The 12,808-nt window shown below is 52.0% G+C and carries 10 protein-coding genes, 1 tRNA gene, 1 rRNA gene and 1 other annotated feature; of the genes, 8 read left to right on the top strand and 4 right to left on the bottom strand.

The annotated features are described in order from the left end of the window. The first annotated feature begins 192 nt into the window (after window positions 1-192). Genes aroF through ACT9TW_RS22685 form a run of 3 tightly spaced genes read left to right on the top strand, consistent with a single transcriptional unit; the run spans window position 193 to window position 3,327 of the window. On the top strand, window positions 193-1,263 hold the full coding sequence (gene aroF / locus ACT9TW_RS22695; RefSeq protein WP_182062111.1) for a 3-deoxy-7-phosphoheptulonate synthase AroF: 1,071 nt from the start codon (window positions 193-195) through the stop codon (window positions 1,261-1,263). Window positions 1,264-1,273: 10 nt separating this feature from the next. Further along, window positions 1,274-2,395 (top strand): bifunctional chorismate mutase/prephenate dehydrogenase, encoded by a 1,122-nt coding sequence (gene tyrA, locus ACT9TW_RS22690; protein WP_446493761.1) that lies wholly within the window; start codon window positions 1,274-1,276, stop codon window positions 2,393-2,395. 59 nt (window positions 2,396-2,454) lie between these two features. Then, window positions 2,455-3,327: an SMP-30/gluconolactonase/LRE family protein gene (locus ACT9TW_RS22685; RefSeq protein ID WP_446493760.1), complete on the top strand. Its 873-nt coding sequence runs from the start codon at window positions 2,455-2,457 to the stop codon at window positions 3,325-3,327. Here ACT9TW_RS22685 and pheA read toward each other — a convergent pair. From pheA to bamD, 4 genes are all read right to left on the bottom strand, one after another. Beyond that, complete coding sequence (gene pheA / locus ACT9TW_RS22680) at window positions 3,324-4,484, bottom strand: bifunctional chorismate mutase/prephenate dehydratase (protein WP_182062108.1); 1,161 nt, start codon at window positions 4,482-4,484, stop codon at window positions 3,324-3,326. The genes ACT9TW_RS22685 and pheA overlap by 4 nt on opposite strands. Before the next feature lie 30 nt (window positions 4,485-4,514). Further along, window positions 4,515-4,640 (bottom strand) — a sequence feature (Phe leader region). After that, window positions 4,592-4,639: a pheA operon leader peptide PheL gene (gene pheL, locus ACT9TW_RS22675; protein WP_100249759.1), complete on the bottom strand. Its 48-nt coding sequence runs from the start codon at window positions 4,637-4,639 to the stop codon at window positions 4,592-4,594. Its footprint overlaps the feature before it by 48 nt. Window positions 4,641-4,743: 103 nt before the next feature. Further along, window positions 4,744-5,085 (bottom strand): ribosome-associated translation inhibitor RaiA, encoded by a 342-nt coding sequence (gene raiA, locus ACT9TW_RS22670; RefSeq protein ID WP_014071397.1) that lies wholly within the window; start codon window positions 5,083-5,085, stop codon window positions 4,744-4,746. Between the two features lie 269 nt (window positions 5,086-5,354). Further along, the gene (bamD, locus tag ACT9TW_RS22665) at window positions 5,355-6,092 is read right to left on the bottom strand and encodes an outer membrane protein assembly factor BamD (RefSeq protein ID WP_181620428.1); all 738 of its coding nucleotides are present in this window, start codon (window positions 6,090-6,092) and stop codon (window positions 5,355-5,357) included. Between the two features lie 131 nt (window positions 6,093-6,223). Here bamD and rluD point away from each other — a divergent pair, with 131 nt between their 5' ends. The 5 genes from rluD (at window position 6,224) to ACT9TW_RS22640 (ending at window position 12,798) form a co-directional block, all read left to right on the top strand. Continuing rightward, entirely contained in the window at window positions 6,224-7,204 is a 981-nt protein-coding gene (rluD, locus tag ACT9TW_RS22660; RefSeq protein WP_182062107.1) for a 23S rRNA pseudouridine(1911/1915/1917) synthase RluD, read from the top strand. Then, entirely contained in the window at window positions 7,201-7,932 is a 732-nt protein-coding gene (yfiH, locus tag ACT9TW_RS22655) for a purine nucleoside phosphorylase YfiH (protein WP_446493759.1), read from the top strand. Before rluD ends, yfiH begins: the two co-directional genes overlap by 4 nt. Window positions 7,933-8,061: 129 nt before the next feature. Further along, complete coding sequence (gene clpB, locus ACT9TW_RS22650) at window positions 8,062-10,635, top strand: ATP-dependent chaperone ClpB (RefSeq protein ID WP_182062105.1); 2,574 nt, start codon at window positions 8,062-8,064, stop codon at window positions 10,633-10,635. A gap of 461 nt (window positions 10,636-11,096) precedes the next feature. Then, a 16S ribosomal RNA gene (locus tag ACT9TW_RS22645) occupies window positions 11,097-12,636 on the top strand. 86 nt (window positions 12,637-12,722) lie between these two features. After that, a tRNA-Glu gene (locus tag ACT9TW_RS22640) sits at window positions 12,723-12,798 on the top strand. The last annotated feature ends 10 nt before the right edge of the window (window positions 12,799-12,808 follow it).

Genomic DNA, 12,808 nt, shown 5'->3' with positions numbered 1-12,808 from the left:
GCATAGCCTGGCGGAAGATAAGTAGAGTGTAATTTTAAGTTTACGTTTTTATCGGCTGATTTTTGCAATAAATTGGCTGTTGTAAAGTAATGTGTACGTATTTTGGATTGAAATCTTTACTTGTTGTGGTATCGTTGTCTCACCTCTTAGAGGAAAACAACTATCGCAAACGAGCTTTACAGGATCGCAATCATGCAAAAAGACGCGCTGAACAACGTACATATCACTGACGAACAGATTTTAATTACCCCGGATCAACTGAAAGCGGAATTCCCGCTGAGCATTGCGCAAGAGGAGCAAATTGAGCACTCTCGCCAGACCATTTCTGACATCATCGCCGGGCGCGATCCGCGTCTGCTGGTGGTATGTGGCCCATGCTCTATTCACGATCCTGAAACCGCCATTGAATATGCCCGTCGATTTAAAACATTAGCGGAGGAGGTCAGCGATAGCCTCTATCTGGTGATGCGCGTCTATTTTGAAAAGCCACGTACCACTGTTGGCTGGAAAGGGTTGATTAACGATCCGCACATGGATGGCTCGTTTGATGTGGAAGCTGGCCTGAAGATTGCGCGTCGCCTGCTGGTTGAGCTGGTCAGCATGGGGCTGCCTTTGGCAACCGAAGCGCTGGATCCGAATAGCCCGCAATACCTGGGTGACCTGTTTAGCTGGTCTGCTATCGGTGCGCGTACCACTGAGTCGCAAACCCACCGCGAGATGGCGTCTGGTCTGTCCATGCCTGTTGGTTTCAAAAACGGGACTGACGGCAGCCTGGCAACTGCGATTAACGCAATGCGTGCTGCGGCAATGCCACACCGCTTTGTTGGCATCAACCAGGCGGGGCAAGTTTGTCTGCTGCAAACGCAGGGTAACCCGGATGGCCATGTGATCCTGCGCGGCGGTAAAGCGCCAAACTACAGCCCGGCAGATGTCGCTCAGTGTGAAAAAGAGATGGAACAGGCGGGACTGCGTCCGGCTCTGATGGTAGATTGCAGTCATGGTAACTCGAACAAAGATTACCGTCGTCAGCCTGCAGTTGCTGAATCTGTTGTCGCGCAAATCAAAGATGGCAATCGTTCTATTATCGGCCTGATGATTGAAAGCAACATTCATGAAGGCAATCAGTCATCTGAACAACCGCGTAGCGCAATGAAGCACGGGGTGTCTGTAACCGATGCCTGTATCAGCTGGGAAGCTACGGATGCACTGCTGCGTGAGATCCACAAAGATTTGAACGGCCAGCTGGCGACGCGTCTGGCATAAGAGGGTAGTTATGGTTGCTGAATTGACCGCATTGCGCGATCAAATTGATGAAGTGGATAAGGCGTTGCTGGACCTGCTGGCGCGCCGTATGTCTCTGGTTGCCGAAGTGGGCGAGGTTAAGAGTAAATATGGCCTGCCGATTTATGTACCAGAGCGTGAAGCTTCCATGCTTGCGTCCCGCCGCAAAGAGGCGCAGGCGCTGGGGGTTTCTCCAGACTTAATTGAAGATGTACTGCGTCGCGTGATGCGTGAATCCTATTCCAGCGAAAACGACAAAGGCTTTAAAACCCTTTACCCGTCGCTGCGCCCGGTTGTGATTGTAGGCGGTGCGGGCCAGATGGGGCGTCTGTTTGAAAAAATGCTGACGCTTTCTGGCTATCAGGTTCGTATTCTGGAAAAAGAAGACTGGGCTCGCGCGCCGGAACTGATAAAAGATGCGGGCATGGTGATCGTTAGCGTGCCAATTCACGTGACGGAACAGATTATCGAGAAACTACCTCCGCTGCCGGAGGATTGCATTCTGGTGGATTTGGCGTCGGTGAAAAACGGTCCGTTGCAGGCGATGCTGGCCGCTCACACTGGCCCGGTGCTGGGTCTGCATCCGATGTTTGGCCCGGATAGCGGTAGCCTTGCCAAACAGGTGGTGGTCTATTGTGATGGCCGTCAGCCGGAAGCTTATCAGTGGTTCCTGGAACAGATTCAGGTATGGGGTGCGCGTTTGCACCGCATTAGCGCGGTTGAGCACGATCAGAACATGGCGTTCATCCAGGCGCTGCGCCACTTTGCAACCTTTGCTTATGGCCTGCATCTGGCGGAAGAAAACGTGCAGCTTGAGCAGTTGCTAGCGCTTTCTTCGCCAATCTATCGCCTGGAGCTGGCCATGGTAGGGCGTCTGTTTGCGCAGGATCCGCAGCTTTATGCTGACATTATTATGTCTTCAGAGAACAACCTGGCGCTGATTAAACGCTACTACCAGCGCTTTGGTGAGGCCATCACCTTGCTGGAGCATGGCGATAAACAAGCTTTTATCGACAGTTTCCGTAAGGTTGAACACTGGTTTGGCGATTATGCGCAGCGCTTCCAGAGCGAAAGCCGCACCCTGTTGCGCCAGGCAAATGACAGTCGCCAGTAATGTGATGATGTATATACTAAAAGCCAGCAATGCTGGCTTTTTTCTTTTGGGGAAATGACATGACGGAACCGCAGCTGTTATTGAACTACACCGGGCACTTACCGGAATGCCCGACGTGGAGCGAAGATGAAAATGCACTCTACTGGGCTGATATTCTGGAAGGGGAGATCCATCGTTACCATCTGCCAACGGCTGAGCACACTGTCCTGTCATTTCATGAAGAGGTTGGATGTTTTGCCCTGCGGGAACGTGGCGGTTTTATTGTCGCGATGCGAAATGCCATCTGGTTGACCGATAAGCACGGGCTGCTTCAGCGCAAGGTGTGCGACAACCCCTCGAACCCGCAGCTGGCACGATTTAATGATGGTGGCACCGATAACCGTGGTCGCTTCTATGCGGGGACGTTTTGGGGGCCTGGGGACTATAACGGCGCAATGCTGATGCGTGTCGACAACGACCTGACCCCGAAGGTACTTCAGTGCGATATCCACGGGCATAACGGCCTGGCATTCAGTAATGACCAGCAATGGATGTTTACCTCCGACACGCCGAATGGCGTTATCTATCGCACACCGCTGGATGAACAGGGGGAGCCAGGCAAACGAGATGTTTTCCGGCGGTTTAAGGAAGGCGAGGGGATACCTGACGGTGCCGCGATGGACGTGGAAGGCTGTTACTGGAGCGCGTTGTTTGATGGCTGGCGCATCGCCAGATTTTCGCCAGAGGGTGAACAGCTCGAGGAATACCGGCTTCCGGTTCGTTGCCCGACGATGGTCTGCTTTGGCGGTGACGATATGAAGACGTTGTTTATCACGACGACCCGGGAAAATATGGACGATGCTGAAACAGCAAAATATCCGCTTTCCGGGGCCATCTTCACCCTGCCTGTCAGCGTGGCAGGGATGAAGAAAAGCCGCTTTATCGAACGTTAAGCCGGGTCGACCGGAACAACGTTTTCGCTCGGATAGCAACCGAGCACTTTCATTGAGCGGGTGATTTCACCCAGCTCACGCAGGGCTTTCTGCATGGATGCAGATTCCAGATTGGCCTGAACATCAAGATAGAACATCTCTTCCCACGGGTTGCCGTGGATCGGGCGCGATTCCAGTTTGGTCATAATCAGATTGTGATTACGCAGCACCAGCAGGGCTTCAACCAGCGCACCAGCCTGCTGGCCGGTGGCCATCAACAGCGTGGTTTTTGCCGGGACCTGATCGGACACATTAATGGCTTTGCGCGCCAGCACCACAAAACGCGTAATGTTTTGCGTCTGGTTAGCGAGGTTACGTTCCAGCACCTGCAATCCGTACAGCGCGCCACCCGCTTCGCTACCCAGTGCGGCTACGGTCGGGGAGTTTGCCTGCGCGACTTTTTCCATCGCCGCAGAGGTACTTTCGGTGTACTCAATCTTCCAGTTCGGATAGCGGTTCAGGAACTGGCTGCATTGCTGGAACGGCTGCGGATGGCTGTACACCGTGTCGATTTTGCTCAGGTCAGTGGAGCCTGAGACCAGAACACAGTGGTCAATTGGAATAGTCAGCTCGCCAACCAGCGACAGACTGGTGTGTTGCAGCAGGTCGTAGACATCATTGATGGCGCCGGAGCTGGTATTTTCAATCGGGACCACGGCGTAATCGGCCTGGCCGGTTTCAACCTGATTGAAAATGTCGGCAAACTTCGCGCACCCACTTTCGATAAACTCTTCGAAATGGCGGGCTGCATACTGACGTGCCGCCAGGTGTGAATACGAACCTTTCGGGCCCAGAAACGCGATACGGGCAGAGTGCGGATTGGTTTTGTTCAGATGCTGCTGTAACAGCGCTTGTTGGGTCAGAACGGAATCTTCGATGATAAGCTGGAACAGACGGGTGATGTAATGGGCATCAAGGTGGTGCGCTTTTCCAAGCTGAATCAGACGCTCCAGCAGGTCACGCTCACGGTCGATATCACGTACGGGGCGATGGGAGTCCAGCTTGGCTTTGCCCACTTCGACAGCGAGTAAGCGGCGTTCTGCGAGCAGTGCCAGTAATTTTTCATCCAGCGCGCTGATTTTTACTCGCAGATCCAGTAACGGGTTTTCCGGTGTCATAGTGTTGCCTGTCTCATTTTATCGTTATCAATAAAAAAGGCCCCCCGGTTTGGGAGGCCTTGTTGTTCGTCTTCGCATTCTTTATCACACGACGAAACGCCTCCCATTCAGGGGAAGGTAAAAAAGAATGCGAAGAAAAACGGCGTTAGTTTCATTGAGTCATCCTGTGGTTGATACCGTTAAAGTACCTGCACTGTTTTCACCCTGTCAATAAAAAACGCGCCCGAAGGCGCGTTGGCGGTACACTCAATTTAAAGGATTACTCTTCTTCAACTTCTTCCGCGAGGCTGGCGTCTTTCACCGATGTTGTGGCGCGACGGGCTTCGCCTTTGTGTTGCACTTTATTGAGCTGCCGTTCCAGCTTGTTGATCAAATCGTTAATTGCGGTGTACATATCCTCGTGTTTAGCGCTGGCGACCAGATGGCCGTTTGGAGTATTGATAGTTGCGTCAGCGATGAAACCCTGTGGCTCCTTGGACAGGATGATATGTGGATTAATCAAATGAGTTTGCCATTTATCCAGTTTGGCGAGACGGTCTGCGACGTGCTGGCGAATTGCCGGAGTAATTTCCATTTGTTTACTGGTAATGTTCATTGTCATAAATTTTACCTCTTGTCTTTCCGTCTTGGTGATCCCAGCATACCTGTCCTAATGTCAAAATGTGTGATTTATATCACGTTATTTTGTCGGTTTTTGTCAGGGAATCTTTTTTGTGAGGCAGGACAGGAAGAGGCGATTTTTACCTTGTCGAAGTCAGAAATTGAGGCCATAGTTGATAGGATGTGTTGTAGCTAAACCGCTTCAGCTTGCGACAGAAATGAATAAAAAAACGGCAGCCATTGGGCTGCCGTTTTGCTTTGAGCGGAATATCAGGTATTGCTGCTGTTCGCGGCGATGATTTTCGCGACCTTTTCAGCCTGCGCGTTCATCTGCATTTGACGGTATGCATTTTCCATCAGCTTCAGGCCATCACGCGTGGCTTGCGTATCTGGGTAATCGCGCAGCATTCCTTCTACACGGTTAACCACGGCAACCCATGCGCCACGGCGAGTGTAGTATTCGGCAACGGAGTATTCATACTTAGCCAGACGGTCTTTCAGGAAAACCAGACGTTTAGTGGCATCGGTAATATACTGGCTGTTTGGATAACTGCGCACCAGCTTGGAGAAGTCGTTAAAGGCGTCACGCGCATGTTGAGGATCGCGGTCGGAACGATCAACACCAAAGAAACCTTGCAGAGCACTGTCGTCCAGCGCCATGTTGGTGAGGCCGCGCATGTACATCACATAGTCGATGTTAGGATGAGTCGGGTTCAGACGCATGAAACGATCGATGGTTGCCTGAGCCAGCGGCAGATCGGCATTTTTATAGTATGCGTAGATGAGATCTAACTGTACCTGCTGTGAATACGGACCAAATGGATAGCGATTATCCAACGCTTCCAGTTGCGTTATCGCCTGTTTCCAGTTACCGTCCTGCAACTTTTGTTGTGCAGTCGCATAGATTTCATTCGGCGGATTGTCAGGGACCTGTTCATTTGAACCGGAGCAGCCCACCAAAGCCAGGCTCAACGTGGCCGCTGCCACCAGATATTTCATGCGCGTCATGACGTTTTGACTTTCCTCAAATGTTTGTCCGGGAGAAACTCTGTTCCTGCTCCCGATTAAGACCAGCTACAATAGCACACTATATTAAACGGCAAAGCCGTAAAACCCAACGTTAAACGAAGAAGCAGTTTATGGCACAACGAGTAGAACTCACCGCAACAGTCTCCGAAAATCAGCTCGGTCAACGCTTAGATCAGGCTTTGGCCGAATTGTTCCCTGATTATTCGCGTTCACGTATAAAAGAATGGATCCTTGACCAACGCGTGATGGTAAACGGCAAAGTCTGGGACAAACCAAAAGAGAAAGTGTTAGGTGGGGAAGCTGTCGCCATCAATGCTGAAATTGAAGAAGAAGTGCGTTTTGAACCGCAGGATATCCCACTGGACATCGTCTACGAAGATGATGACATTCTGGTTATCAACAAGCCGCGCGATCTGGTTGTTCATCCAGGTGCCGGTAATCCTGATGGTACAGTATTAAACGCACTCCTCCATTACTACCCGCCAATTGCGGACGTTCCGCGCGCCGGTATTGTTCACCGTCTGGATAAAGACACCACAGGTCTGATGGTGGTGGCGAAAACCATTCCTGCACAGACACGTCTGGTGGAATCGTTGCAGCTGCGTGAAATTACCCGTGAATATGAAGCTGTCGCGATTGGTCATATGACCTCGGGGGGCACGGTAGAAGAACCTATCAGCCGCCACCCAACCAAACGCACGCATATGTCGGTGCACCCAATGGGGAAACCGGCGGTAACGCACTACCGCATTATGGAGCATTTCCGTATCCATACGCGTCTGCGTCTGCGCCTTGAAACGGGTCGTACACACCAGATTCGTGTCCATATGGCACACATCACTCATCCGCTGGTGGGTGATCAGGTTTACGGTGGTCGTCCGCGCCCACCTAAAGGCGCATCTGATGAGTTCATCAGCGTCCTGCGTAAGTTTGACCGCCAGGCTCTGCACGCAACAATGCTGCGTCTTTACCATCCGATCACCGGCATTCAGATGGAATGGCACGCGCCTATCCCACAGGATATGGTGGAGCTTATCGAAGCATTACGCGCTGATTTTGAAGAGCATAAGGACCAGGTGGCCTGGTTATGACCAAACTGATTGTCCCGGAGTGGCCACTTCCTGAGGGTGTGGCCGCCTGTAGTTCGACCCGCATCGGCGGGGTAAGCCAGGGCGCGTGGGAGTCATTAAATCTCGGCGCGCATTGCGGTGATGTTCTGGAACACGTTGAGGAAAACCGCAAGCGTATGCTTGCGGCCGGTAACTTACCGTCAAAACCCGTCTGGCTCGAGCAGGTGCATGGCAAGGACGTACTGAAACTGACGGGTGAACCCTATGTTTCTAAACGCGCCGACGCCTCTTACAGTAATACTCCCGGGACAGTTTGTGCCGTTATGACCGCCGATTGCCTGCCGGTTCTCTTCTGTAACCATGCTGGAACTGAAGTCGCGGCCGCGCACGCGGGATGGCGTGGCTTGTGCGAAGGGGTTCTGGAGGAGACGGTCGCCTGCTTTGCCGATGACCCTGCCAACATTATTGCCTGGCTTGGCCCGGCAATTGGCCCTCGCGCCTTTGAAGTCGGGCCTGAGGTACGCGAAGCCTTTATGGATAAAGACCCGCAAGCCGTCACCGCGTTTCAGTCGGTGGGTGAAAAATATCTGGCCGATATTTATCAGCTTGCGCGTCAGCGTCTGCATCGCGTGGGTATTACGCAAATCTTCGGTGGCGATCGCTGTACGTTCACCGAAAAGGGTGATTTTTTCTCTTATCGTCGTGACAAGACGACGGGTCGTATGGCAAGTTTTATTTGGCTGATATAACCTAAAGAATCAAGACGATCCGGTACGTGCCGTTTTCTTTTCACATAATTCAGGTCATTAACCTTGAATAATTGAGGGATGACCTCATTTAATCTCCAGTAGCAAATTTGACCTGTTATGGGAGGAGTTATGCGTCTGGATCGTCTTACTAATAAATTCCAGCTTGCACTCGCCGATGCCCAGTCCCTCGCACTGGGGCACGACAACCAATTCATCGAACCTCTTCATCTAATGAGCGCCTTGCTGAATCAGGAAGGGGGTTCGGTACGTCCATTATTAACGTCCGCCGGTATTAATGCTGGCCAGTTACGCACGGCTATCGATCAGGCACTGAGCCGTTTGCCGCAGGTAGAAGGGACCGGCGGTGATGTTCAGCCGTCCCAGGATCTGGTGCGTGTACTGAATCTTTGCGACAAGCTGGCGCAAAAACGTGGCGACAACTTTATATCGTCGGAACTGTTTGTTCTGGCGGTGCTTGAATCACGCGGTACTTTGACCGACCTGCTGAAAACTGCCGGAGCAACAACCGCCAACGTGACTCAGGCGATTGAAAAAATGCGCGGAGGTGAAAGCGTGAACGATCAAGGAGCCGAAGACCAACGTCAGGCTTTGAAAAAATTTACGGTCGATCTGACCGAGCGTGCCGAGCAGGGCAAGCTTGACCCGGTAATTGGCCGTGATGAAGAAATTCGCCGTACCATCCAGGTGCTGCAACGTCGTACCAAAAACAATCCCGTTTTGATTGGTGAGCCGGGTGTCGGTAAAACCGCCATCGTTGAAGGGCTGGCGCAACGTATTGTTAATGGAGAAGTACCGGAAGGCCTGAAAGGTCGCCGTGTGCTGGCTCTGGATATGGGTGCGTTGGTAGCCGGGGCGAAATACCGCGGTGAATTCGAAGAACGTCTGAAAGGCGTGCTTAACGACCTGGCAAAACAGGAAGGCAACGTCATTCTGTTTATCGACGAATTGCACACTATGGTCGGTGCCGGTAAAGCGGATGGCGCAATGGATGCCGGGAACATGCTGAAACCGGCGCTGGCGCGTGGTGAACTTCACTGTGTCGGTGCGACAACGCTTGATGAGTATCGTCAGTATATTGAAAAAGATGCTGCGCTTGAGCGTCGTTTCCAGAAAGTATTCGTTGCTGAGCCAACGGTCGAAGACACCATTGCGATTTTACGTGGCCTGAAAGAGCGTTATGAGTTGCACCACCATGTGCAGATCACCGACCCGGCCATTGTTGCAGCGGCGACGCTTTCGCACCGTTATATCTCCGATCGCCAGCTGCCGGATAAAGCTATCGACCTTATTGATGAAGCTGCGTCGAGTATTCGTATGCAGATTGACTCAAAACCTGAAGAGCTGGACAGACTCGACCGCCGAATCATTCAGCTCAAGCTGGAACAGCAGGCGCTGAAGAAAGAGTCTGATGAAGCCAGTAAGAAACGCCTGGATATGCTTAACGAGGAACTGGATGACAAAGAGCGCCAGTATTCTGAGTTAGAAGAAGAGTGGAAAGCGGAGAAAGCGTCGCTTTCGGGTACCCAGACGATTAAGGCAGAACTGGAGCAGGCAAAAATTGCCATTGAACAGGCTCGCCGGGTAGGTGACCTGGGGCGGATGTCTGAACTTCAGTACGGTAAAATTCCAGAGCTGGAAAAACAGCTGGAAGCTGCAACGCAGACAGAAGGCAAAACCATGCGTCTGCTGCGTAACAAAGTGACCGATGCGGAAATCGCTGAAGTGCTGGCGCGCTGGACGGGTATCCCGGTCGCTCGCATGATGGAAAGTGAACGTGAAAAACTGCTGCGGATGGAGCAGGACTTACACCACCGGGTTATCGGCCAGGATGAAGCCGTTGAGGCTGTATCGAATGCAATTCGCCGTAGCCGTGCGGGCTTGTCTGACCCAAATCGTCCGATTGGTTCATTCCTGTTCCTGGGGCCAACGGGGGTGGGTAAAACAGAACTCTGCAAAGCGCTGGCAAACTTTATGTTTGATAGCGATGACGCGATGATCCGTATCGATATGTCTGAGTTTATGGAAAAACACTCGGTTTCACGTCTGGTGGGTGCACCTCCGGGATACGTTGGCTACGAAGAAGGTGGCTATCTGACTGAAGCGGTACGCCGCCGTCCTTACTCCGTCATTCTTCTGGATGAAGTGGAGAAAGCGCACCCGGATGTGTTCAACATTCTGTTGCAGGTTCTGGATGATGGACGACTCACCGATGGGCAGGGGAGAACAGTCGATTTCCGTAATACCGTTGTGATCATGACGTCTAACCTGGGTTCTGATTTGATTCAGGAACGTTTTGGTGAGCTGGATTACGGTCATATGAAGGAACTGGTTCTGGGGGTTGTGAGTCATAGCTTCCGCCCTGAGTTCATTAACCGTATCGATGAAGTCGTGGTATTCCACCCATTAGGTGAAAAACACATTGCTTCTATCGCGCAGATTCAGCTCCAGCGTCTTTATAAACGTCTGGAAGAACGTGGGTATGAAATTCACATCTCTGATGACGCGCTGAAACTGCTCAGTGAGAATGGCTACGATCCTGTTTATGGTGCACGCCCTCTGAAACGTGCTATCCAGCAGCAGATCGAAAACCCTCTGGCTCAGCAAATCCTTTCCGGGGAGTTGATTCCAGGAAAAGTAATTCGTCTGGAAGTGAATGAAGATCGAATTGTGGCAGTGCAGTAAGTCACAAAACATCAAAAACGAGCCGCTTGCGGCTCGTTTTTGTTTAAAAACCAGGCGAAAATGAATGTCTGGAGTGCGTTTTGCCTGGAAAGTGAGCGGTCAGTAAATAATTTTCACTTTGCACTTGCAGCTTCAGAATAACTCCCTATAATGCGCCTCCACTGACACGGAACAACGGCAAGCAAGCCGCCGGGTCAGCAGGGTTCTCCGGCGAAAGCCGCTGAAGAATCCCGGAGAAAAGCGAAAATAAATGCTTGACTCTGTAGCGGGAAAGCGTAATATGCACACCCCGCGCCGCAGTGAAAACGAAGCGGCACTGCTCTTTAACAATTTATCAGACAATCTGTGTGGGCACTCAAAGTGACATGGATTCTTAACGTCGCAAGACGATAAATGAATACCAAGTCTCTGAGTGAACATACGTAATTCATTACGAAGTTTAATTCACGAGCATCAAACTTAAATTGAAGAGTTTGATCATGGCTCAGATTGAACGCTGGCGGCAGGCCTAACACATGCAAGTCGAGCGGTAACACAGGGAGCTTGCTCCTGGGTGACGAGCGGCGGACGGGTGAGTAATGTCTGGGAAACTGCCTGATGGAGGGGGATAACTACTGGAAACGGTAGCTAATACCGCATAACGTCGCAAGACCAAAGAGGGGGACCTTCGGGCCTCTTGCCATCAGATGTGCCCAGATGGGATTAGCTAGTAGGTGGGGTAACGGCTCACCTAGGCGACGATCCCTAGCTGGTCTGAGAGGATGACCAGCCACACTGGAACTGAGACACGGTCCAGACTCCTACGGGAGGCAGCAGTGGGGAATATTGCACAATGGGCGCAAGCCTGATGCAGCCATGCCGCGTGTATGAAGAAGGCCTTCGGGTTGTAAAGTACTTTCAGCGAGGAGGAAGGCATTAAGGTTAATAACCTTGGTGATTGACGTTACTCGCAGAAGAAGCACCGGCTAACTCCGTGCCAGCAGCCGCGGTAATACGGAGGGTGCAAGCGTTAATCGGAATTACTGGGCGTAAAGCGCACGCAGGCGGTCTGTCAAGTCGGATGTGAAATCCCCGGGCTCAACCTGGGAACTGCATTCGAAACTGGCAGGCTAGAGTCTTGTAGAGGGGGGTAGAATTCCAGGTGTAGCGGTGAAATGCGTAGAGATCTGGAGGAATACCGGTGGCGAAGGCGGCCCCCTGGACAAAGACTGACGCTCAGGTGCGAAAGCGTGGGGAGCAAACAGGATTAGATACCCTGGTAGTCCACGCCGTAAACGATGTCGACTTGGAGGTTGTTCCCTTGAGGAGTGGCTTCCGGAGCTAACGCGTTAAGTCGACCGCCTGGGGAGTACGGCCGCAAGGTTAAAACTCAAATGAATTGACGGGGGCCCGCACAAGCGGTGGAGCATGTGGTTTAATTCGATGCAACGCGAAGAACCTTACCTACTCTTGACATCCAGAGAACTTTCCAGAGATGGATTGGTGCCTTCGGGAACTCTGAGACAGGTGCTGCATGGCTGTCGTCAGCTCGTGTTGTGAAATGTTGGGTTAAGTCCCGCAACGAGCGCAACCCTTATCCTTTGTTGCCAGCGGTTCGGCCGGGAACTCAAAGGAGACTGCCAGTGATAAACTGGAGGAAGGTGGGGATGACGTCAAGTCATCATGGCCCTTACGAGTAGGGCTACACACGTGCTACAATGGCATATACAAAGAGAAGCGACCTCGCGAGAGCAAGCGGACCTCATAAAGTATGTCGTAGTCCGGATTGGAGTCTGCAACTCGACTCCATGAAGTCGGAATCGCTAGTAATCGTAGATCAGAATGCTACGGTGAATACGTTCCCGGGCCTTGTACACACCGCCCGTCACACCATGGGAGTGGGTTGCAAAAGAAGTAGGTAGCTTAACCTTCGGGAGGGCGCTTACCACTTTGTGATTCATGACTGGGGTGAAGTCGTAACAAGGTAACCGTAGGGGAACCTGCGGTTGGATCACCTCCTTACCTTAAAGAACCTGCCTTTGTAGTGCTCACACAGATTGTCTGATGAAAAGTAAATAGCAAGGCGTCTTGCCGAAGCAGACTTCAGTGTCCCCTTCGTCTAGAGGCCCAGGACACCGCCCTTTCACGGCGGTAACAGGGGTTCGAATCCCCTAGGGGACGCCACTTGCTGGTT

It is taken from the genome of Enterobacter sp. C4G1 (genome assembly GCF_052886895.1).
Note: the sequence above shows the minus strand (reverse complement) of the source record. Positions and strands in the feature narration are given on the sequence as shown.